21 protein-coding genes, 1 tRNA gene and 2 pseudogenes are annotated in these 23,016 nt (G+C 52.8%); 9 read left to right on the top strand and 15 right to left on the bottom strand.

Annotated features, from left to right (window positions below; all coding sequences use genetic code 11):
• Positions 1-18 precede the first annotated feature (18 nt).
• From HT085_RS01215 to HT085_RS01170, 10 genes and pseudogenes are all read right to left on the bottom strand, one after another.
• Positions 19-793: pseudogene (locus HT085_RS01215) on the bottom strand (DeoR/GlpR family DNA-binding transcription regulator).
• Between the two features lie 42 nt (positions 794-835).
• A complete protein-coding gene (locus HT085_RS01210; protein WP_003689662.1) occupies positions 836-1,738 on the bottom strand; it encodes a LysO family transporter in 903 nt (300 codons plus the stop codon).
• A gap of 148 nt (positions 1,739-1,886) precedes the next feature.
• Complete coding sequence (locus HT085_RS01205) at positions 1,887-2,603, bottom strand: GntR family transcriptional regulator (RefSeq protein ID WP_003689664.1); 717 nt, start codon at positions 2,601-2,603, stop codon at positions 1,887-1,889.
• 522 nt (positions 2,604-3,125) lie between these two features.
• The gene (locus HT085_RS01200; protein ID WP_003689668.1) at positions 3,126-3,548 is read right to left on the bottom strand and encodes an OsmC family protein; all 423 of its coding nucleotides are present in this window, start codon (positions 3,546-3,548) and stop codon (positions 3,126-3,128) included.
• Positions 3,549-3,665: 117 nt separating this feature from the next.
• On the bottom strand, positions 3,666-4,337 hold the full coding sequence (locus HT085_RS01195; protein ID WP_003690671.1) for a DUF3108 domain-containing protein: 672 nt from the start codon (positions 4,335-4,337) through the stop codon (positions 3,666-3,668).
• Positions 4,338-4,352: 15 nt separating this feature from the next.
• Positions 4,353-4,979 (bottom strand): phosphoribosylglycinamide formyltransferase, encoded by a 627-nt coding sequence (purN, locus tag HT085_RS01190; RefSeq protein ID WP_003689670.1) that lies wholly within the window; start codon positions 4,977-4,979, stop codon positions 4,353-4,355.
• A 106-nt stretch (positions 4,980-5,085) separates the two neighbouring features.
• The gene (locus tag HT085_RS01185) at positions 5,086-5,904 is read right to left on the bottom strand and encodes an FKBP-type peptidyl-prolyl cis-trans isomerase (RefSeq protein WP_003689673.1); all 819 of its coding nucleotides are present in this window, start codon (positions 5,902-5,904) and stop codon (positions 5,086-5,088) included.
• A 259-nt stretch (positions 5,905-6,163) separates the two neighbouring features.
• On the bottom strand, positions 6,164-6,604 hold the full coding sequence (locus HT085_RS01180) for a DNA polymerase III subunit chi (protein WP_003690667.1): 441 nt from the start codon (positions 6,602-6,604) through the stop codon (positions 6,164-6,166).
• Positions 6,605-6,666: 62 nt separating this feature from the next.
• On the bottom strand, positions 6,667-8,073 hold the full coding sequence (locus HT085_RS01175) for a leucyl aminopeptidase (RefSeq protein ID WP_003689678.1): 1,407 nt from the start codon (positions 8,071-8,073) through the stop codon (positions 6,667-6,669).
• Positions 8,074-8,075: 2 nt separating this feature from the next.
• The gene (locus tag HT085_RS01170; protein WP_003704788.1) at positions 8,076-8,258 is read right to left on the bottom strand and encodes a hypothetical protein; all 183 of its coding nucleotides are present in this window, start codon (positions 8,256-8,258) and stop codon (positions 8,076-8,078) included.
• Here HT085_RS01170 and lptF point away from each other — a divergent pair.
• From lptF to HT085_RS01150, 4 genes are all read left to right on the top strand, one after another.
• Positions 8,247-9,362 (top strand): LPS export ABC transporter permease LptF, encoded by a 1,116-nt coding sequence (gene lptF, locus HT085_RS01165; protein WP_003697970.1) that lies wholly within the window; start codon positions 8,247-8,249, stop codon positions 9,360-9,362. The genes HT085_RS01170 and lptF overlap by 12 nt on opposite strands.
• Positions 9,359-10,429, top strand: coding sequence for an LPS export ABC transporter permease LptG (lptG, locus tag HT085_RS01160; RefSeq protein ID WP_003690662.1), 1,071 nt, complete (start codon positions 9,359-9,361; stop codon positions 10,427-10,429). The genes lptF and lptG overlap by 4 nt, the downstream gene beginning before the upstream one ends.
• Before the next feature lie 313 nt (positions 10,430-10,742).
• A complete protein-coding gene (gene acnB / locus HT085_RS01155; protein WP_003689681.1) occupies positions 10,743-13,328 on the top strand; it encodes a bifunctional aconitate hydratase 2/2-methylisocitrate dehydratase in 2,586 nt (861 codons plus the stop codon).
• 141 nt (positions 13,329-13,469) lie between these two features.
• A complete protein-coding gene (locus tag HT085_RS01150) occupies positions 13,470-14,465 on the top strand; it encodes an ornithine carbamoyltransferase (RefSeq protein WP_003690657.1) in 996 nt (331 codons plus the stop codon).
• 118 nt (positions 14,466-14,583) lie between these two features.
• On the opposite strand, the gene ilvC is transcribed toward HT085_RS01150, so the two are convergent.
• From ilvC to ilvB, 4 genes are all read right to left on the bottom strand, one after another.
• Complete coding sequence (gene ilvC, locus HT085_RS01145; RefSeq protein ID WP_003689683.1) at positions 14,584-15,597, bottom strand: ketol-acid reductoisomerase; 1,014 nt, start codon at positions 15,595-15,597, stop codon at positions 14,584-14,586.
• A gap of 79 nt (positions 15,598-15,676) precedes the next feature.
• Positions 15,677-15,970, bottom strand: a complete 294-nt coding sequence (locus HT085_RS01140; RefSeq protein WP_003689684.1) for a putative quinol monooxygenase — start codon at positions 15,968-15,970, stop codon at positions 15,677-15,679.
• 66 nt (positions 15,971-16,036) lie between these two features.
• Positions 16,037-16,528, bottom strand: a complete 492-nt coding sequence (gene ilvN / locus HT085_RS01135) for an acetolactate synthase small subunit (protein WP_002212817.1) — start codon at positions 16,526-16,528, stop codon at positions 16,037-16,039.
• Between the two features lie 10 nt (positions 16,529-16,538).
• Positions 16,539-18,266, bottom strand: a complete 1,728-nt coding sequence (ilvB, locus tag HT085_RS01130; protein WP_003689687.1) for a biosynthetic-type acetolactate synthase large subunit — start codon at positions 18,264-18,266, stop codon at positions 16,539-16,541.
• Positions 18,267-18,789: 523 nt separating this feature from the next.
• Here ilvB and HT085_RS01125 point away from each other — a divergent pair.
• Positions 18,790-18,903: pseudogene (locus HT085_RS01125) on the top strand (IS5/IS1182 family transposase); the annotation flags it as partial.
• A 56-nt stretch (positions 18,904-18,959) separates the two neighbouring features.
• On the opposite strand, the gene HT085_RS01120 reads toward HT085_RS01125, so the two are convergent.
• Positions 18,960-19,044 (bottom strand) — tRNA-Leu (locus HT085_RS01120).
• A 275-nt stretch (positions 19,045-19,319) separates the two neighbouring features.
• On the opposite strand from HT085_RS01120, the gene HT085_RS01115 reads away from it, so the two are divergent.
• From HT085_RS01115 to hisD, 4 genes are all read left to right on the top strand, one after another.
• Positions 19,320-19,973: an SCO family protein gene (locus HT085_RS01115; protein WP_003689689.1), complete on the top strand. Its 654-nt coding sequence runs from the start codon at positions 19,320-19,322 to the stop codon at positions 19,971-19,973.
• A 78-nt stretch (positions 19,974-20,051) separates the two neighbouring features.
• A complete protein-coding gene (hisG, locus tag HT085_RS01110) occupies positions 20,052-20,717 on the top strand; it encodes an ATP phosphoribosyltransferase (RefSeq protein WP_003689692.1) in 666 nt (221 codons plus the stop codon).
• A gap of 91 nt (positions 20,718-20,808) precedes the next feature.
• Positions 20,809-21,696, top strand: coding sequence for an LEM-3-like GIY-YIG domain-containing protein (locus tag HT085_RS01105; RefSeq protein ID WP_003689695.1), 888 nt, complete (start codon positions 20,809-20,811; stop codon positions 21,694-21,696).
• Positions 21,693-22,982 carry a histidinol dehydrogenase gene (gene hisD, locus HT085_RS01100; RefSeq protein WP_003689697.1) on the top strand — a complete coding sequence of 430 codons (1,290 nt, stop codon included), beginning with the start codon at positions 21,693-21,695 and terminating at the stop codon, positions 22,980-22,982. Before HT085_RS01105 ends, hisD begins: the two co-directional genes overlap by 4 nt.
• Positions 22,983-23,016 lie beyond the last annotated feature (34 nt).

Genomic DNA, 23,016 nt, shown 5'->3' with positions numbered 1-23,016 from the left:
CGCGCTTTGACATAGCGTTCAGACGGCATCGGCAATCAGGCATTCCACCCCCGCCTCTTTCAGCATCTTCTGCATCGCGGTATCAGGCAACCTGTCGGTAAATACTTTGTCAAACGCCGGTAATGCCGCCGAGCCTGACCAGCGCGTTGCTGCGGAATTTGCTGTGATCCACGCCGAGAAAACGGACGCGCGCGTTGGCAATCATCGCCTGCATGACGCTGACTTCCTTGTAATCGTAATCCAAAAGCGAACCGTCGCTTTCCACGCCGTGCGTGCTCATCACGGCATAATCGACTTTGAACTGGTTGATAAAGTCGACGGTCGCCACGCCGGTAATACCGCCGTCCAAAGGGCGGACGACGCCGGATGTGATGATGACCGTGTAATCCGTACGTGCCGAAACGACGGAGGCGACGTGGATATTGTTGGTAATAATCCGCAGGCTGCTGCGCCGCTTCACCAGCTCTGATGCCGCGGCTTCCATGGTCGTACCGATACTGACGAACAGCGACGAACCGTCGGGGATGTGTTCCGCAATCAGCCGGGCAATGGCGTTTTTTTCGTTTTGACACCGGGTTTGGCGGTCGGCGGGCAGACCCTCCGGCAAGTTTCCGCCCGAAGATGCGCCGCCGTGATGGCGTTTCAGGCTGCCGCCCTCCTCCAACTCGCGGATGTCGCAACGTATCGTCTGCGGGGTAACGTCCAATGCGGCGGCAAGCTCGTCCACCGACATAAACTGATGCCGGCGGACAAGGCTTAAAATCTCTCCATGCCTTTGGATTTTCGGTTTCATCGTTTTCTGCTTCCTTGCATCGGGATGCCGATTTTACCGCGTTCAGCCCAGCGTGGAAAACACCACCATCAGAAACGGGGCGGCGATATTGACCACCACGCCGAAGCTGACCGCTACCGGCACGACTTCCAAACCGCCCGCACCCTGAATTACGGGCAATGTGAAATCCATACTGGTCGCGCCGCCGACCCCCACCGCCGCATCCGGAAAACGCTTCATCAGCAGCGGAATAAATGCCAGTGCAAACAGCTCTCGTGCCAAATCGTTCAGCAGCATGATGCTGCCCCATACCGCCCCGTAAGCCTCGGTCATTACCAAACCCGAGAGGGAATACCAACCGAAGCCGGAAGCCATCGCCAAACCTTTCGTCCACGACACACCATCTGCCGATGCGGCAAACAGCAGCCCGCCTGAAAGAGATGACAATATAAACCAAACCGACAGCCGGATGCCCCGCCGGTTAAGCAAAACCTGCCGCAACGATACGCCGCTACTTTTGAGCTGTACGCCGATGAGGAACACCAGCAGCATCAGGCAGTACATACCCGCGTTTTCAGACGGCATCCAAATATCGCACATCAATTTGCCGGACACAAAACCGATCAGTACGCATCCGAGCTGCCTCACACTGCCCGACACGCCGACCGAAACGCCCTTCCCTTTTCCCCCTATCCGCCACGGGGACAACTTTCCCAACACTGCCAAGGCAAGCAGGTTCGCCCCTACCGTACAAACAAACAGCCACAGAACCGTCAACGCCATATCGCCCAACCGCGAACCCAAATCCTCCACGCGCGACAACGATACGCCGATCAGCAGCAGCACGGCATACACCAAAACCGACAGCACCTTGTCCGAAGCGGGCAGGTAAGGCTTGGGAACACGGATAAAAAATCCGGCAAACATCGGTACCAATACCGAAAACAACGTCATCAGGCTGCTCATCCCCTACCCTCCTTTATTGCCGCATGATATGTGCGGCTTAAAAATTGCCGTCTGAAAATTGCAGATACCCGCATCCATATTTCAGACGGCATCAGGTTCGCCATTAAAAAACCGCCTGAAGGTTCAGGCGGCTTATCCGCTCCGGCATTCAATCTTCCAAAGTCTTTTCCAAACGCTCCATACAGTTGCCCAAATGGCGGCGCAGGATTTTGACCACGCGGTTGCGCCTGCCCGCCAGCAGCAGGTCGAGGATTTCGCGGTGTTCGGAATGCGTATGCGTATTGATGGCGTGTTTTTTCTCGCGATGCACGCCCGCCACGGCGACAATCAGGGAAGACCGCGCGCACAGCGTGTTCATAATGTCGAACAGCACATCGTTGCCCACCAGGCGCGCCAGTTCGACGTGGAAGGCATTGGACAGGCGGTTCCAGCCGACGCGGTCGCCCCTGCCGGAGGCCTCTTCTTCGCACCTTATCATCGCATAAAGCGGCTTGAGGCGCGTTTCCAAATCCGGCAGGCCGGCGAGGATGTTCAAAATCATCGTCTCCATTTCGATGCGCGCATTGAACACATCCTGCATTTCTTTCAAATCGGGAACGTGGACGAACGCGCCCCTGTTGGGTTGCAAATCGACAATCTTGTCGTGCGCCAAAAGCGACAGCGCGCCGCGGACGGTGTTGCGCGAACACACCATCTGACGGCAAAGTTCGGATTCGGTCAGCTTTTTGCCGGGCAGCAGCACCTGATCGGTAATGCCGTCCAAAATCAGGGCGTAAACACGGAACAGCTCCGAATCGTGCCGCTCTTCGAGAATCAGGGAAGACGTGGTCGGCGCATGGATAATGTCGTCGTTTTCAAAGTTCATGATGTTTTCCGTATTTTTACGCTTTCAAATTTTTTAAGATGTTTTAAGACGGCTGTGTTTCAAATCGTGTAGGAGAAATTAAAGTATAGTGGATTAAATTTAAATCAGTACAAGGCGACGAAGCCGCAGACAGTACAAAAATAGTACGGCAAGGCGAGGTAATGCCGTACTGGTTTTTGTTAATCCACTATATTGCACAAATTTATTTTAATTCAATAAATTAATATATGGCTTAAAATAACGGGATTCCCGCCTTCCGCCCGCCCGCAAAATCAGGCGGGCATCATTTTAAAACGCGGCATTTAAAATTTGACCGAAAATTGTTGACAATCCGGAATCAAGCCTGCACAATACCCCGACAAGTCCAAGTATTATAAAGGCTGAATAAAGAGGAAACAGCAGGCAGATATATTCGGGAGGTGCAGTCCGAATATATCTGCTTTTTTATGCGCCTCCGGATTGCCTGCCGCACCTTTCCCCTTCAGACGGCATCAGCCGTTTCCCCATAATGCCGCCCGATGCCTATTTCTCCGCCCCGGCAATTTCAAAACTGTGGGTAATCTTTGCCGCTTTGCCCAACATAATCGAAGCCGAACAGTATTTTTCGGCAGACATCTGAACGGCGCGCTCAATGGCCGATTCTTTCAAATCATGCCCGATTACCTTGAAATGGATGTGGATTTCGGTAAACACGCGCGGCGCATCGTCCGCCCGTTTCGCCGTAACCGTCGCACGGCAGTCAGTCACTTTCTGACGCTGTTTTTCGGCAATCATCACCACATCGATGCTCGAACAGCCCGCCACCCCCAACAGCAGCATTTCCAAAGGGCTGGGCCCGCGCTTGGCCGCGCCTTCTGCCGCCGATCCCTCCATAACGACGCTGTGCCCGCCTTCCGCCGTGCCGACAAAACACATTCCGTCTATCCATTTTGATGTAACCTGCATGGTGTCATTCCCGAAAATAGCGTTAAAACCGCTTTGCATATGGCGTTATTGTAAACAATTTCAAGCGGCTTATACAGAAATATGGACAAAACGGCAAAAAACCGCCTGAAAACCGATTTACGGTTTGGCGGCCTGTCCGTTGATCTGCACCGATTTGAGCTTCAGCGTATAGGTTTTGCCGTCGTCGGTATAGCCGATTTGTGCCGGAATATTGTTCAGGGACGGTGCGAAGAAATACGTTACCGTATCGTCGCCGCGCCGCACCCGATATTTGACGACTTCGGTTTCCACGCCGCCTATGCTGTATTTTCCCGTACCCGCCTTATTCAGGCCGCCGACGGAATAAAGTTTTTTGCCGTTGGTGATTTTCAGACCCGGGGGGAGTTTCACGTCATTTGCCGCCAACTGCCAGGCAAGCGTGAACAAATCCATAGCCTTGGGGCTTTGCTCGGTTTTGCTCTCGCCCGCTTTGCCGTAGGTTACGCTGCCGTCGGCGAATTTGGCTTCCGCATACAGTTTGCCCCTGCGTATGTCTTTATAGTAGGCAGGGTGCAGGGTATTGCCGACAACCGTACCGCCGGACTCGAAACGGATATTGTATAGCGGCACTTTAATCGTCGAAACGATTTTGTAAGCATTGCCGCTGCGTTCAAATGTCATCGTGGCGGGAATGCCGTAGCTGCCGGAATAGTGCAGCACGGCGGATTGGGGTAGCCTTGCCGCATACGCGCACGGCAGGGCGGCGGACAAAATGGCGGCGGAAAATATATTTTTAAAAGTCTTCATCATTTGCTCCCGCCCGGTTTACGCCGTCAGGAAACGGGCGGCATCGGCGTTTTCCGAATTTCTGACACGGTTTCCCTCGATAATCAGGCGGCCGGCGGCAAAATCGGCAACGGCTTTCGGATAGAGTTTGTGTTCGACAGCCAAAACCCGGGCGGCAACATCGTCTGCCGTATCGCCGTCAAGTATCGGCACAATCCCTTGCGATACAATCTGGCCGCAATCCAGCTCGGCCGTAACGAAATGAATCGTACAGCCGGCAACGCGGCAACCTGCTTCCAAAGCGCGTTCGTGCGTATGAAGCCCGGTGAACGAGGGCAGGATGGACGGATGGATGTTCATCAGCCTGCCTTCGTAATGGGCGCAGAACTCAGGGGTCAGAATCCGCATAAAACCTGCCAAAACCACCAAATCGGGTTGATATGCGTCGATTTTTTCCATCATGGCCGTATCGAAGGCAAGTCGTGATTCAAAGTTTTTATGATTCAGGCTGTCGGTCGGGATGCCGCGTTCGGCCGCCCATTGCAAACCGGCAGCCGTTTCGCTGTTGCTCAACACGGCGGCAATGCGGACGTTGGGAATGGCGGCATTGACGATTGCCTGCATATTGCTGCCGCGTCCGGAAATCAGGATGACGATGTTTTTCATAATGGTGCGCTTTTGAAAGGGATGCCGTCTGAACCGCTGTTTGGTGGCTTCAGACGGCATTTGCCGTAAAAATGCCCGAAAACCTGTTTCGGGCATGGATTCGGACTTAATTTACTTTTTTGATGTCGACTTGATCCGGCTGCTTGGCGGGCGCGTTTTCGGGTGCGCCGATTTTGACCAGTTTCACGTCAAATACCAAAGTGGCGTTCGGACCGATTTTTTCGCCCGCACCCTGTTCGCGGTAGGCAAGGTTGGACGGGATGTAGAACGTGGCTTCGCCGCCTTCTTTCAGAAGCCGTACGCCTTCGGTCCAACCCGGAATCACTTGGCTCAAAGGGAAGGTGGCCGGGCCGCCGTTGGCTTTGCTGCTGTCGAATACGGTACCGTCAATCAGGCGGCCTTCGTATTCCACGGTAACGATGTCGTCTTTTGTCGGCTGTTTGCCTTTACCCTGTTTGGTGATTTTGTACTGCAGACCGGAAGCAGTGGTCTTCACGCCGTCTTTGGCGGCATTTTCCTTCAGGAAGGCTTCGCCTTTTTCTTTGTTGGCCTTCGCATCCGCCTTGTGTTTTTCTACGGCTTTAGCCTGCTGCTCCTGCAGGAATTTCATCATCACTTCCTGGGCCTGCTCTTCGGTCATTTTGATTTCTTTGCCGTCATACACTGCCTGCATGGCATCGGTAAAGACTTTCAAATCGATTTCCGCGCCCTGTTCCTTCATTTGTTTCAGGGAGCGTCCGATGTCCACGCCCATCGCATAGCTTGCCTGCTGCATCGTGCCGCCGATTGAAGAGGTGTCGCCCTGCGCGGCAGAAGCGGCGGCAGGTTCGGATGCAGATGCGGGGGCGGCTTCTTTTTTGCCGCAGGCGGAAAGCGCCAAAGCGGCGGAAAGGGTCAGTGCGCTGATTTTGAAAATGGTGTTCATGATGGATCTTCGCTGTCGATAAAGTCGGAAAAACGGGATTATAGCCGAGTTTGAATGTTTCAACACACAGGATGGCACATAAAGCGTCAATCTGTGTGTTGCCCTGTTTTGGAAGGGATTGAACCTTCCAAAATAAGGTTTGATTCTACCGCCCCGAAGGACAGATGTCCAAGTGGCGGGGTTCAACCGATAAGGAAATTTTAATCAAATAGAATCAAGCCTGTTTAAATTTTGTAAATGCGGCATTTCAGACGGCATTTCATGCCTTGCCCTCCATGCCGTGATGTTCGATGGCAAAACCGCTTCGGCGGTAGGCGGTAAAGCGTTCGCGCGCGTCGGCGAGATCTTCCAGGCTGTTGCCGACGATTTCCAAAACGCGCGCGGGCAAGACCGAAGCGGTGTTCCAAAAACCGTCGGACAGGTTCAAAACGGCCATGCCTTCGGGAATTCGGGGCAGATTGCCGCCGCAGGCAAGCAGGACGGATGTGTCAGACGGCATGGCTTCTTCCGTTTCCCAAATTTCGTGCGGAATAAAACTCTCGGCCTCGTATTGCCAAAGCATTTTGTCCAATTCCTGAAGCCGCCCGAACGAGTCGGACCACACCAGTATCCTGCCGCCGTCTCGGATAGCGCGCGCAATCAACCGACAGGTAAAAAGGGGGATTTGGTCAACATGGGTATAAAAGGTAACTTTCGGCATATTGTTTGAGCATTTGACAGGATGATGCCGTCTGAAAAGCTTCAGACGGCATTGTGGCAAAATTAAAGATTCCGCAGATAGTTCATCAGCAGCGGTACGGGGCGGCCGGTCGCACCTTTTTCCGCTCCGGATTTCCACGCCGTACCCGCGATGTCAAGGTGCGCCCACGGGTAGCCTTCGGTGAAATAGGACAGGAATGTTGCGGCGGTAATCGTGCCCGCGCCGGGCGTGCCGATATTGGGGATGTCGGCAAAGTTGGATTTGAGCTGGTCTTTGTAGGTTTCAAAGAGCGGCAGTTGCCACGCTTTGTCGTCCACGTTGTAGGAAGCGGCAAGCAGGCTGTCGATCAAATCCTGATTATTGCCCATCACGCCGCTGACATCGTGCCCCAAGGCGACGATGCACGCGCCGGTCAGGGTGGCGACATCGATGACGGCTTTGGGTTTGAACTGCTCGGCGTAAGTGAGCGCGTCGCACAAAATCAGACGGCCTTCGGCATCGGTGTTCAACACTTCAATCGTCAGCCCTTTCATACTTTTCACAACATCGCCCGGTTTGTTTGCCGCACCGGAAGGCATGTTTTCACAAGTGGCGACGATGGCAATCAGATTGATCGGCAGTTGCAGTTTGACGGCGGCGCAGAAGGTGCTGATGACGGTTGCCGCGCCGCACATGTCAAACTTCATTTCGTCCATGTTCAGGCCGGGTTTGAGGGAAATGCCGCCGGTGTCGAAGGTAATGCCTTTGCCGACCAATACCACAGGCGCGGCTTCTTTGTCGGCCGCACCGAAATAGCTCAGTTCAACCAAATATGGGTCTTCGACGCTGCCTTTGGCAACCGACCAAAACGAACCCATGTTTTCTTTGATGTAGTCTTTTTCGATGATTTTGGCGTGCGCGCCCAGTTTCTCGGCTTCGGCTTTGGCGGTACGCGCGAGGAACTCAGGCGTGCATTCGTTCGGTGCGGCATTGCCTAAGTCGCGGCAGAGGCTTTGTCCGTAAACTTGTGCTTCGGCAACGCGCAGGGCTTCTTTGACGGCGGCTTCGTGTGCGCTGTGGAACACGGCTTGCGAAAATTTGGCGGGCTTGGCTTCTTTTTTGTAGCGGTCGAAACGATATGCAGCGTTGCCGAACGCGATGGCAAAAGCTTCGGCAACGGCTGCTGCTTGCGCCTCATCAAAGGCGTGAACGTCCACATTGACCGTTTCTTGATTTTGCGCCCATTTGGCGGCTTCGGCGGCGGCTTTGTTCAGCGCGGCGCGGTCGGTTTTTTCGAGGCGGACGACGGCGACTGCCTGCAAACCGTTGTCCGTCGGGATTTTGGTGTCGGAAAAATTCTGACCCTCTTCCAAAGCAGAGAAGAGCGCATGTGCGGCGGTGTTGTGCTCGGGTGCTTTGTCGGCACAGACAAATAACTGCGCGCCTGCCTGCTGTTCCTGCAAGATTTCGGTTTTTGTGCTAAATTCCACGTTTATTCTCCTGATTGAGACGGTTGTCGGTAGTTTTCAGACGGCCTTTCGCTCAAAAGACCGTCTGAAGACGGCTGGCACGATTGTACCCCATTTTTTGAAGCACCGTCTGAAACCTTGCGCGGACAATCCGCCTGCGCCGAACCGCTTACCGCCCCCCTGACCGCGATTTTATGATTTATCAAAGAAACCTCATCAAAGAACTCTCTTTTACCGCCGTCGGCATTTTCGTCGTCCTCTTGGCGGTGTTGGTGTCCACGCAGGCGATCAACCTGCTTGGCCGCGCAGCTGACGGGCGTGTCGCCATCGATGCCGTGTTGGCCTTAGTCGGCTTCTGGGTCATCGGTATGACCCCGCTTTTGCTGGTGTTGACCGCATTCATCAGCACGCTGACCGTATTGACCCGCTACTGGCGCGACAGCGAAATGTCGGTCTGGCTATCCTGCGGATTGGCGTTGAAACAGTGGATACGCCCCGTCATGCAGTTTGCCGTGCCGTTTGCCATCCTGATTGCCGTCATGCAGCTTTGGGTGATACCGTGGGCGGAACTGCGCAGCCGCGAATATGCCGAAATTTTGAAGCAGAAGCAGGAATTGTCTTTGGTGGAAGCCGGCGAGTTCAATAACTTGGGCAAGCGCAACGGCAGGGTTTATTTCGTCGAAACCTTTGACACCGAATCCGGCATCATGAAAAACCTGTTCCTGCGCGAACAGGACAAAAACGGCGGCGACAACATCATCTTCGCCAAAGAAGGTAACTTCTCGCTGAACGACAACAAACGCACGCTCGAATTGCGCCACGGCTACCGTTACAGCGGCACGCCCGGACGCGCCGACTACAATCAGGTTTCCTTCCAAAAACTCAACCTGATTATCAGCACCACGCCCAAACTTATCGACCCCGTTTCCCACCGCCGCACCATTTCGACCGCCCAACTGATTGGCAGCAGCAATCCGCAACATCAGGCAGAATTGATGTGGCGCATCTCGCTGACCGTCAGCGTCCTCCTGCTCTGCCTACTCGCCGTGCCGCTTTCCTATTTCAACCCGCGCAGCGGACATACCTACAATATCTTGATTGCCATCGGTTTGTTTTTAATTTACCAAAACGGGCTGACCCTGCTTTTTGAAGCCGTGGAAGACGGCAAAATCCATTTTTGGCTCGGACTGCTGCCTATGCACATCATCATGTTCGTCATCGCAATCGTACTTCTGCGCGTCCGCAGTATGCCCAGCCAGCCCTTCTGGCAGGCGGTTGGCAAAAGTCTGACATTGAAAGGCGGAAAATGAACCTGATTTCACGTTACATCATCCGCCAAATGGCGGTTATGGCGGTTTGCGCGCTCCTTGCCTTCCTCGCTTTGTACAGCTTTTTTGAAATCCTGTACGAAACCGGCAACCTCGGCAAAGGCAGTTACGGCATATGGGAAATGCTGGGCTACACCGCCCTCAAAATGCCCGCCCGCGCCTACGAACTCATGCCCCTCGCCGTCCTCATCGGCGGACTGGCCTCTCTCAGCCAGCTTGCCGCCGGCAGCGAACTGGCCGTCATCAAAGCCAGCGGCATGAGCACCAAAAAGCTGCTGTTGATTCTGTCTCAGTTCGGTTTTATTTTTGCTATTGCCGCCGTCGCGCTCGGCGAATGGGTTGCGCCCACGCTGAGCCAAAAAGCCGAAAACATCAAAGCCGCCGCCATTAACGGCAAAATCAGCACCGGCCATACCGGCCTTTGGCTGAAAGAAAAAAACAGCATTATCAATGTGCGCGGAATGTTGCCCGACCATACGCTTTTGGGCATCAAAATTTGGGCGCGCAACGATAAAAACGAATTGGCAGAGGCAGTGGAAGCCGATTCCGCCGTTTTGAACAGCGACGGCAGCTGGCAGTTGAAAAACATCCGCCGCAGCATCATGGGTACAGACAAAATCGAAACATCCGCCGCCGCCGAAGAAACTTGGCCGATTGCCGTCAGACGCAACCTGATGGACGTATTGCTCGTCAAGCCCGACCAAATGTCCGTCGGCGAGCTGACCACCTACATCCGCCACCTCCAAAACAACAGCCAAAACACCCAAATCTACGCCATCGCATGGTGGCGTAAACTCGTTTACCCCGTCGCCGCATGGGTCATGGCGCTCGTTGCCTTCGCCTTTACGCCGCAAACCACGCGCCACGGCAATATGGGCTTAAAACTCTTCGGCGGCATCTGTCTCGGATTGCTGTTCCACCTTGCCGGCAGGCTCTTCGGGTTTACCAGCCAACTCTACGGCACCCCACCCTTCCTCGCCGGCGCACTGCCTACCATAGCCTTCGCCTTGCTCGCTGTTTGGCTGATACGCAAACAGGAAAAACGTTGAACAAATGCCGTCCGAACCTCTCTTCAGACGGCATTTGTTTTCATTGACACATTCCCGCAGACATATAGCCGTTCCCTATTATAGTGGATTAAATTTAAACCGGTACGGCGTTGCCTCGCCTTGCCGTACTATTTGTACTGTCTGCGGCTTCGCCGCCTTGTCCTGATTTTTGTTAATCCACTATACATTACCTGTCATAACAGTTCCATTTTTGTTAAAACTAGTCTATGATAGCGGTACAAATGTTGTTTACAATATTTAACGCAGATCATTTGCAACCCGACAAAAGAAAAACGGAAAAAGGAACAAAGAGATGTTAGAAGCCTATCGTAAAGCCGCCGCCGAGCGCGCCGCCCTCGGCATTCCCGCCCTCCCTTTGAATGCGCAGCAAACCGCCGATTTGGTTGAGCTGCTGAAAAACCCGCCCGCAGGCGAAGGCGAGTTCTTGGTCGAGCTGCTTGCCCACCGTGTTCCGCCCGGTGTGGACGATGCCGCCAAAGTCAAAGCCTCATTCCTGGCTGCCGTTGCCGAAGGCAGCGCATCCAGCCCGCTGGTTTCCCCCAAATATGCGACCGAACTCTTAGGTACGATGCTCGGCGGTTACAATATCCACGCCTTAATCGAACTCTTGGACGACGACAAACTCGCGCCCATTGCCGCCAAAGGCTTGAAACATACGCTTCTGATGTTCGATTCCTTCCACGACGTTCAGGAAAAAGCCGAAAAAGGCAACAAATACGCGCAGGAAGTTTTGCAATCTTGGGCAGATGCCGAATGGTTCGCCTCCCGTGCCAAAGTTCCCGAAAAAATCACCGTTACCGTCTTCAAAGTTGACGGCGAAACCAATACAGACGACCTCTCTCCCGCGCCCGACGCGTGGAGTCGTCCCGATATTCCGCTGCACGCGCTGGCCATGCTGAAAAACCCGCGCGACGGCATCACGCCCGACAAACCGGGCGAAGTCGGTCCGATTAAATTGTTGGAAGAACTCAAAGCCAAAGGCCATCCGGTTGCCTACGTCGGTGACGTGGTCGGTACCGGTTCTTCACGCAAATCCGCGACCAACTCCGTCATTTGGCATACCGGCGAAGACATCCCGTTCGTGCCGAACAAACGCTTCGGCGGCGTGTGCTTGGGCGGTAAAATCGCGCCGATTTTCTTCAACACTCAAGAAGACTCCGGCGCGCTGCCGATTGAAGTCGATGTTTCCGCGCTGAAAATGGGCGATGTCGTCAATATCCTTCCTTATGAAGGTAAAATCGTGAAAAACGGCGAGACTGTTGCCGAGTTTGAATTGAAATCACAAGTATTGCTGGACGAAGTGCAAGCCGGCGGCCGTATCAACCTGATTATCGGTCGCGGTCTGACCGCCAAAGCGCGCGAAGCCCTGAAACTGCCTGCCTCTACTGCATTCCGCCTGCCGCAAGCGCCTGCCGAAAGCAAAGTCGGTTTCACCTTGGCGCAAAAAATGGTCGGTCGCGCCTGCGGTCTGCCCGAAGGACAAGGCGTGCGTCCGGGTACTTACTGCGAACCGCGCATGACGACGGTCGGCTCGCAAGATACGACCGGGCCGATGACCCGCGACGAGTTGAAAGACTTGGCTTGTTTGGGCTTCTCCGCCGATATGGTGATGCAGTCTTTCTGCCACACCGCTGCCTATCCGAAACCTGTCGATGTAAAAACCCATAAAGAACTGCCCGCCTTTATTTCTACCCGTGGCGGCGTGTCCCTGCGTCCGGGCGACGGCGTCATCCACTCGTGGCTCAACCGCCTGCTGTTGCCTGATACAGTCGGTACAGGCGGCGACAGCCACACCCGTTTCCCCATCGGTATTTCCTTCCCCGCAGGTTCAGGCTTGGTCGCTTTTGCCGCCGCAACGGGCGTAATACCGCTCGATATGCCCGAGTCCGTATTGGTACGTTTCAGCGGCAAGCTGCAACCGGGCGTAACCCTGCGCGATTTGGTGAACGCCATCCCGCTTTACGCGATTAAACAAGGTTTGCTGACCGTTGCCAAAGCCGGTAAGAAAAACATCTTCTCCGGCCGCATCCTCGAAATCGAAGGCCTGCCCGATTTGAAAGTGGAACAAGCCTTTGAATTGACCGACGCATCCGCCGAACGCTCCGCCGCCGGCTGTACCGTGAAGCTCAATAAAGAGCCGATTATCGAGTACATGAAATCCAACGTCGTGTTGATGAAAAATATGATTGCCAACGGCTATCAAGATCCGCGCGCTTTGGAACGCCGCATCAAAGCTATGGAAAAATGGCTGGCAAATCCCGAGTTGCTCGAAGCGGATAAAGATGCCGAATACGCCGCCGTGATTGAAATCAACATGGACGACATCAAAGAGCCGATTATCGCCTGCCCGAACGACCCGGACGACGTATGCTTTATGTCCGAACGCTCCGGCACCAAAATCGACGAAGTGTTCATCGGTTCTTGTATGACCAACATCGGCCACTTCCGCGCCGCCTCCAAACTTTTGGAAGGCAAGAGCGACATCCCCGTCCGCCTGTGGGTAGCGCCGCCGACCAAAATGGACGCGAAAGAGTTGTCCGACGAAGGTCACTACGGCGTACTCGGCCGCGCCGGCGCGCGTATGGAAATGCCGGGCTGTTCGTTGTGTATGGGTAACCAAGCCCAAGTACGCGAAGGTGCAACTGTCATGTCCACTTCGACCCGCAACTTCCCGAACCGCTTGGGTAAAAACACCTTCGTTTACCTCGGCTCGGCAGAGTTGGCGGCGATTTGCTCCAAACTGGGTAAAATCCCGACCGTTGAAGAATATCAAGCCAATATCGGCATCATCAACGAACAGGGCGATAAAATCTACCGCTATATGAACTTCAACGAAATCGACAGCTACAACGAAGTAGCCGAGACCGTGAATGTTTGATCCCCGTCATCCGTATGGAGTAAGGGATTGACCGCAATGCCGTCTGAACAACCTTCAGACGGCATTGCAACATTCCGCTAACCCTTCTTTCCGCAAACGCTGCAAATACGGCGTTCACGCCCCCACATAAAGGAAACGACAGTGAACCTGAAAAACCGCCATTTTCTGAAACTTTTGGACTTCACGCCGGAAGAAATCACCGCCTACCTCGACCTTGCCGCCGAGTTGAAAGACGCCAAAAAGGCAGGGCGCGAGATTCAGCGGATGAAAGGGAAAAACATCGCCCTGATTTTTGAAAAAACATCCACGCGCACACGCTGTGCGTTTGAAGTCGCCGCACGCGACCAAGGCGCGGATGCAACCTATCTGGAACCGTCCGCCAGCCAAATCGGGCACAAAGAAAGCATCAAAGACACGGCGCGCGTCTTAGGCAGAATGTACGATGCCATCGAATATCGCGGCTTCGCTCAGGAAACTGTCGAAGAATTGGCAAAATATGCGGGCGTACCCGTGTTCAACGGGCTGACCAACGAGTTCCATCCCACACAAATGCTTGCCGACGCACTGACTATGCGCGAACACAGCGGCAAACCTTTGAACCAAACCGCGTTTGCCTACGTCGGCGACGCGCGTTACAACATGGGCAATTCCCTGCTGATTTTAGGGGCAAAATTGGGGATGGACGTGCGTATCGGCGCACCTCAAAGCCTGTGGCCGTCTGAAGGCATTATCGCCGCCGCACACGCCGCCGCCAAAGAAACCGGTGCAAAAATTACCCTGACCGAAAACGCGCATGAAGCCGTCAAAGGTGTCGGTTTCATTCATACTGACGTATGGGTCAGCATGGGCGAGCCGAAAGAAGTCTGGCAGGAACGCATCGATTTGCTGAAAGATTACCGCGTTACGCCCGAACTGATGGCGGCATCGGGCAATCCGCAAGTCAAATTCATGCACTGCCTGCCCGCCTTCCACAACCGCGAAACCAAAGTCGGCGAATGGATTTACGAAACCTTCGGGCTGAACGGTGTGGAAGTTACAGAAGAAGTATTCGAAAGTCCGGCCGGCATCGTGTTCGATCAGGCGGAAAACCGTATGCACACGATTAAAGCGGTAATGGTCGCGGCTCTGGGCGACTGACAGAACTGTGCCTGTTTAAATTCATCCGCAACACAGATACCGTCCGAACACGATGTTCAGACGGTATCCATATAACAAACTGCCTACACGATGTGTAGGCAGTCCCGTTTGAAAACAATCAGTTTTTGTCTTGGTCAACCAATTTGTTGGCCGTAATCCAAGGCATCATGGCACGCAGTCGTGCGCCGACTTTTTCAACTTGGTGGTCGGCATTCAAACGGCGGCGGGCAGTCATAGACGCGTAGTTGACATTACCCTCTTGGATAAACATTTTTGCGTATTCGCCGGTTTGGATGCGTTTCAGGGCATTGCGCATGGCTTCTTTGCTGGAAGCATTGACCACTTCAGGGCCGGTAACGTATTCGCCGTACTCCGCATTGTTGGAAATGGAGTAGTTCATATTGGCAATACCGCCTTCGAAAATCAGGTCAACGATCAGTTTCATTTCGTGCAGGCATTCGAAGTAAGCCATTTCAGGCGCGTAACCGGCTTCGGTCAGGGTTTCAAAACCTGCTTTGATCAACTCGGCCACGCCACCGCACAATACGGCTTGTTCGCCGAACAGATCGGTTTCGGTTTCTTCGCGGAAAGTGGTTTCAATCACACCGCCTTTGGTGCCGCCGTTGGCAGCCGCATAAGACAGGGCGATGTCTTTGGCCTTGCCGGAATTGTCTTGGTAAACGGCAATCAGAGAAGGCACGCCGCCGCCGCGTTTGTATTCACTGCGTACGGTATGACCCGGACCTTTGGGGGCAACCATAATCACGTCCAAGTCGGCACGCGGAACGATTTGGTTGTAGTGCACGTTGAAGCCGTGTGCAAATGCCAGCGTCGCGCCTTCTTTCAAATTGGCTGCAACTTCGGCGTGATAGACGGCAGGCATGGTTTCGTCAGGCAGCAGCAGCATAACGACATCGGCTTCTTTGGTCGCTTCAGCAACGGTTTTAACAACATGGCCGGCTGCTTCGGCTTTTTTCCAAGAAGAGCCGTGGCGCAGACCGATCACCACGTTTACACCCGAATCTTTCAGGTTGGCAGCATGGGCATGACCTTGCGAACCGTAACCGATGATGGCAACGGTTTTGCCTTTGATCAGGGACAGATCGGCATCTTTATCGTAATAGACTTGCATTTGATTTCCTTTAAGGTAAATGGTTGTCGAAGCCTTAAAATGTTGAGCGGCTTCGGACGGGTTAAACAGAGTGTGCCGCTTAAACGGCAACTTCATTCATCAATACGATTTCCAACGCTTCGGTTTTGCCGTCGACGGACTGGACGAAGGCTTGGAAATGCGCGCTGGCATTATGTTCGTCAATAGCTGCTTGGGATTTCCAATTTTCCACGAAAACAAAACGGTTCGGTTTGCCGATTTCCTGATGGAGATTGTAGCTGATGTTGCCCTCTTCCGCACGGCTGGCTTTGACCAGTTCTTTAAACTGTGCTGCCAGTGTTTCCGTGTATTCCGGTTTGACGGTAACCAGTGCGACAATTTTAATGTTCGACATAAATCTCTCCTGCCGTTCGTTTTTCAGACGGCATTCAAATACCATGCCGTCTGAAAGGTTACGGCGTTAAATTTTCAAAATACGCTCACCGCGACCGATGCCGGCCGCACCTGTACGTACGGTTTCCAAAATTTGGGCGCGTCCGACCGTTTCCAAAAAGGAATCCAGCTTGTCGGTCGAGCCGGTAATTTCAATCGTATAGCTGCGGTCGGTTACGTCGATGATGCTGCCCCGGTAGATTTCGGTCAAGCGTAAAAATTCGTCGCGGTCTTTGCCGGCGGCACGGACTTTTACCAACATCAGTTCGCGTTCGACAAAACGGCTTTCGTTCAAATCGACCACTTTAATCACTTCAATCAATTTATTGAGTTGCTTGGTGATTTGTTCGATAACCTGCTCGTCGCCGTGGGTAACGATGGTCATCCGTGACAGGGTTTTGTCTTCGGTCGGCGCAACCGCCAAAGAATCGATATTGTAATCGCGTGCAGAGAACAAACCGACCACGCGGCTCATCGCACCTGATTCGTTTTCGATCAGAACAGATAAGATATGTCGCATTTGCCTCTCCTTACGCCTTTCCGTCCGTACGCATATGCGGCGGAAGTACCATTTCGTCCAAACCTTTGCCGTTGCCGACCATAGGCATCACATTCTGTTTCTGGTCGGTCAGGAAGTCGATAAACACCAGCCTGTCTTTTTGGTTCAATGCTTCCAACAAGGCACCTTCCACATCAGATTTCTTGTCCACGCGGATGCCGATATGGCCGTATGCCTCGGCAAGTTTGACGAAATCGGGCAAAGAATCGAAATAGGTTTCCGACTCTCGACCGCCGTAATATATTTCCTGCCACTGGCGTACCATACCCAGATAACCGTTGTTCAGCGTAATGACGTTAACCGGAATCCGATATTGGAAACAGGTGGACAACTCTTGGATGTTCATCTGGATCGAGCCGTCGCCGGTAATACAGAATACGTCTTGATCCGGGGCGGCAAGTTTTGCACCAATCGCATAAGGCAGACCCACGCCCATCGTACCCAAACCGCCGGAGTTGAGCCATTGGCGCGGACGTTCGAAAGGATAATATTGAGCCGCAAACATTTGATGCTGCCCTACATCCGATGTGATGATTGCCGAATTGCCGGTAATCTCGGCAAGCTTCTGAATCACATATTGGGGCTTGATAATTTCGCTGCCGTTGTCAAACCACAAGCAATCGCGGGAACGCCATTCCTCTATGGTTTTCCACCATTTGCCCAAAGCATCTTCAGACGGCACGGACTCTTGTTTTTGCCACAGCGCAACCATCTCGGACAAAATGTTTTTCACGTCGCCGACAATCGGAATGTCCGCCTTCACGCGTTTGGCGATGCTGGAAGGATCGACATCGATATGGATAACCTTCTTCGCCTTCTCGAAAAATTTGGACGGTACGGAAACCACACGGTCGTCAAAACGCGCACCTACGGCAAGAACGACATCCGCATTCTGCATGGCAAGGTTTGCCTCGTAAGTACCGTGCATACCGAGCATACCGAGGAATTGGCGGTCGCCGGAAGGATAAGCGCCCAAGCCCATCAGCGTACCCGTGCACGGAGCACCCGTCATTCGGACAAATCGGGTCAGCTCTTCAGAAGCATTACCCAACACCACGCCGCCGCCAAAATAGACGACCGGGCGTTTGGCAGATGCCAACATCTGCACGGCCTTTTTAATCTGACCGATATGCCCTTGAACAACCGGTTGATACGAACGGATAAAAATGTCTTCCTGAGGATAGCTGAATTTCGCCATCGCCTGCGTAACATCTTTCGGGACATCAAGCACCACGGGCCCCGGTCGGCCGCTTGCGGCAATTTGGAACGCCTTTTTAATGGTTTCCACCAACTCATTGATGTCCGTAACCAAGAAATTGTGTTTGACGCACGGACGGGTAATACCCACCGTATCAACTTCTTGGAACGCATCCGTACCAATCAGGGAATTGCCTACCTGTCCGCTGATGACCACCATCGGAATCGAATCCGTATAGGCAGTAGCAATACCGGTCAGCGCATTGGTAACGCCCGGGCCGGATGTAACCAATGCCACGCCCACCTTACCGCTGACGCGCGCATACGCATCTGCCGCGTGTACTGCCGCCTGCTCATGGCGGGTAAGAATGTGTTTGAATTTATTGAGTTGGAACAGGGCATCGTAGATTTCGATAACCGCACCGCCGGGATAACCGAAAACGTACTCGACGCCTTCGGCTTTGAGACTCTGCACTATGATTTGCGCGCCTGATAACTGCATAACGACCTCTTTTATACGGTTTCAAACCAATAGGGACAAACCGCTTTGCCACAGCACCTGTAATGCAATTCCACCAAGCAGCGATTTAGGGTACGCGCATTGGGGGAACACGGCAACAGACAGATTATCCAATCAATTGGAAAGGAACACAGAGTTTGTGAAAAAGAGTAAAAACGATAACGCAAACCGACAGTTCAATCAAGAAAAATCTTTCATCTTTTAATATTTTTTGAAAGCGGAGAAATTTTTTTGAAAGCGGAGAAATTATTGATTGATTTTAAAAGAATAAAATCAGGAGTACCTTTTTTGAAAGATGGAAATTGTTGACAGTTTGCATGGGGGCAGATGTGAAAGTATCAAGAATTTTAAAATTTACAGGGTTTCACTCGGGATATTGATTGAACTTGATTTTATTTTTGATATATCAAAAATATTCCCAACCATACTTCCTGAAAATGGCTCATTGCACCGGACGGCATTGACAGAACCAAGAGGGCTAACAACGACTTAAATATATTGATTGTATAGTGGATTAAATTTAAATCAGGACAAAACGACGAAGCCGCAGACAGTACAGATGGTACGGCAAGGCGAGGCAACGCCGTACCGGTTTAAATTTAATCCACTATATTTAGTCTTATCTATTTCATTAAACAGCAATAGACAAAAAAATAACCGCTCCAAAAGCGGTTGTGGTGCCCAGGGTCGGACTCGAACCGACACACCTTGCGGCGGGGGATTTTGAGTCCCCTGCGTCTACCAATTTCGCCACCTGGGCTGGTGAAGAAATTGCCATTATAATGGATTTTGAGATTCTGTAAACCTTTTTTTGAAATTATTTTATCTGTTTTTATTTTGTTTTTGATTTTAAATAGAATTTTTATTATTTTAATCTTACTGTTCTTTCCGCTCCAAAGATTCTGTATGATTCGGCAATTCCTGCCGTACGGACAACGTAAAAAAATACTACATTAAATCTGCCAAACGCGTTAAGATGGAAATATTCAAATTCCGTACGAATCAGGTTTTTCTATTTATTCTTGGGAGATTGTCATGTTTTCCGTACCGCGTTCCTTTTTGCCGGGCGTTTTCGTACTTGCCGCGCTTGCCGCCTGCAAACCTCAAGACAACAGTGCGGCGCAAGCCGCTTCTTCAAGTGCATCCGCGCCGGCTGCGGAAAATGCGGCAAAGCCGCAAACGCGCGGTACGGATATGCGTAAGGAAGACATCGGCGGCGATTTCACGCTGACCGACGGCGAAGGCAAGCCTTTCAGCCTGAGCGATTTGAAAGGCAAGGTCGTGATTCTGTCTTTCGGCTTTACGCACTGTCCCGATGTCTGCCCGACAGAGCTTTTGACGTACAGCGACACTTTGAAGCAGTTGGGCGGGCAGGCTAAGGACGTGAAAGTGGTGTTCGTCAGCATCGATCCGGAACGCGACACGCCTGAAATCATCGGCAAGTATGCCAAACAGTTCAATCCGGACTTTATCGGTCTGACGGCAACGGGCGGTCAAAACCTGCCGGTCATCAAGCAGCAATACCGCGTGGTTTCTGCCAAAATCAATCAAAAAGACGACAGCGAAAACTATTTGGTCGACCACTCTTCCGGTGCGTATCTCATCGACAAAAACGGTGAGGTTGCCATTTTCTCGCCTTACGGAAGCGAGCCGGAAACGATTGCTGCCGATGTAAGGACCCTGCTCTGACAAAACCGTATGCCGTCTGCACCGCCGGCGCCTGTTCAGACGGCATTATTGTTTCAACCGACAAAGGACATCCACACCATGCAGGATAATGCTTTGACCATCGCCTTATCCAAAGGGCGCATTTTTGAGGAGACGCTGCCGCTGCTTGCCGCTGCCGGCATTGCTCCGACTGAAGAGCCCGAAAAATCGCGCAAGCTGATTATCGGGACGAACCATGAAAACATCCGCCTTGTCATTGTCCGCGCAACCGATGTGCCGACTTATGTCCGCTACGGCGCGGCGGACTTCGGCATTGCGGGCAAAGACGTGCTGATCGAACACGGCGGCACGGGGCTTTACCGGCCTTTGGATTTGGAGATTGCCAAGTGCCGCATGATGGTTGCTGTGCGTAAAGGGTTTGATTACGAAGCCGCTTCGCAACCCGGATGCCGTCTGAAGATTGCCACGAAGTATCCTGAAATCGCGGCATCTCATTTTGCCGGCAAGGGTGTCCATGTGGACATTATCAAACTGTACGGCTCGATGGAACTTGCGCCGCTGGTCGGCTTGAGCGATGCGATTGTGGACTTGGTTTCGACGGGAAACACCTTGAAGGCAAACGGCTTGGAGGCAGTCGAACACATCGTCGACATTTCCAGCTACCTGGTGGTCAACAAGGCTGCTTTGAAAACGAAATACGCGCTGCTGGAGCCGATTATTCAGTCGTTCGGCGGCGCAGTGAAGGCGAAGTGGGCATTCATTTGAATAAAGATGCGTTTTCAGACGACCCTATCCGTTCCCGCCGACAGGCCGTCTGAAAATATCACCGGCAGTAAACTGTATAGGAGAAGTTAAAATGGTTGCAAAAATAAAAAAATTCTCAGATTCGACCCTTTCCGTTTTGAATAACGGCGAGCGTCGGTTTTATGTCTATTGTCTGACCGACCTGAAAAAAGACAAAATCCTCTACATCGGAAAAGGTTGCGGTAATCGTATCTTCGAGCATGAATGGGTTGCTAGTCGTTCACAAGACCCAGTCTCCGGCGAGATTATCGATCGGAAACTCAAAGCCATCTCCAAATGCAAGAAACTCGGTCGCTATATCATCAGCTATCATCTGACTGAAGTCGAAGCGCTCGCCGCCGAATCTGCCTTAATTCATTTTGTTAAATCTGTCTTGGGTAAAAAACTCAAAAATAAAATTGCCGGGCATGGTCCGGGTGGTATTAGCGTAGAAGAACTAGATCGCCGCTTTGGATTCTCTTCTCTCCCACTTAGCGAGATTAACCCCGACGGGCTGATTCTCGCCATCAAGATCCACAATGCTTTCGATTTAGATACTGACGAAGAATTAGACTACCTTTTCGACAACCAAGACGATGCCAACCTCAAATCGCGTACGTTGGGCAACTGGGTTATCGGTAAAGATGTTGCTTCAAAAGTGAAATACGTTATCGGCGTTCACACCGGTCTGCAAAACGCTGTTGTCAGTGCGTACGAAGTGGACGGTTTTGAAACAATGACTGAGGAAACCAAAAACGGCAGAAAACAAACCCGTTACCGTTTCCGTACTACCTCTCGTAGCGAAGAGGTATTAGCCAAACTCGGTCTGCAACAAAAATGCCTGCCCGAATTGAAGTTTGGTAGCGGGGGAGGAAAAGCGTATATCAGACCCAAAACCGAGCAAGAGACGCTTCAGACGATCCCAAGTCCCAAAATAACAAAGGAGAATCCCAAATCATGAAAAAACTCAACACCCAATCGCCCGATTTCCAAGCCGGACTCAAAGCCCTGCTGGCTTTTGAAACCGCGCAAAACCCCGAAACCGAACGCATCGTCGCCGACATTTGCGCCGACGTGCAAAAGCGCGGCGATGCGGCTTTGATTGAATACACCAACAAATTCGATCAGACAAACGCTAAAAGCATCGATGATTTAATACTCACGCAAGCCGATTTGAACGCGGCGTTCGAGCGCATTCCGAACGACGTTCAGACAGCATTGCAGACCGCCGCCCGCCGTGTCGAAAGCTACCACCAACGCCAAAAAATGGAATCGTGGAGCTACACCGATGAAGACGGCACGCTGCTGGGGCAACAGATTACCCCGCTTGACCGCGTCGGCATTTACGTCCCAGGCGGCAAGGCGGCATATCCGAGTTCCGTCATCATGAACGCGATGCCCGCCCACGTCGCAGGCGTGAAAGAAATCATTATGGTCGTACCGACACCGAAAGGCGAACGCAACGACATCGTGCTTGCCGCCGCATACGTCGCCGGCGTAACCAAAGTCTTCACCGTCGGCGGCGCGCAAGCCATCGCCGCCCTCGCCTACGGCACGGAAACCATCCCCCAAGTCGATAAAATCACCGGTCCGGGCAACGCCTTCGTCGCCGCCGCCAAACGCCGCGTGTTCGGCGTGGTCGGCATCGACATGGTGGCGGGGCCGTCTGAAATACTGGTCATCGCCGACGGCACGACACCCGCCGATTGGGTGGCGATGGATTTGTTCAGCCAGGCCGAACACGACGAAATTGCCCAAGCCATCCTCATCGGCACGTCGCAAGCGTATCTCGACGAAGTAGAAGCCGCCATGGACAGGCTCATCGAAACCATGCCGCGCCGCGACATCATCGAGGCCTCGCTCGGCAACAGGGGCGCGATGATACTCGTTAAAGACTTGAACGAAGCCTGCGAAATCTCCAACTACATTTCCCCCGAACACTTGGAACTGTCAGTCGAAAACCCGCAGGAATGGGCGAAAAAAATCCGCCATGCCGGCGCGATTTTCATGGGACGCTACACCGGCGAAAGCCTCGGCGACTACTGCGCCGGCCCGAACCATGTGTTGCCCACCAGCCGAACCGCCCGCTTTTCCTCGCCTTTGGGGACATATGATTTCCAAAAACGCTCCAGCCTGATTCAGGTTTCGGAACAGGGCGCGCAAAAATTAGGCGAAACCGCCAGCGTGCTGGCACACGGCGAAAGCCTGACCGCCCACGCACGCGCGGCAGAGTTCCGTATGAAATAATGCCGAAACGGCGTACAGGCATATTCCAACCATT

This window comes from Neisseria gonorrhoeae (assembly GCF_013030075.1).
GTDB lineage: Bacteria > Pseudomonadota > Gammaproteobacteria > Burkholderiales > Neisseriaceae > Neisseria > Neisseria gonorrhoeae.
Note: the sequence above shows the minus strand (reverse complement) of the source record. Positions and strands in the feature narration are given on the sequence as shown.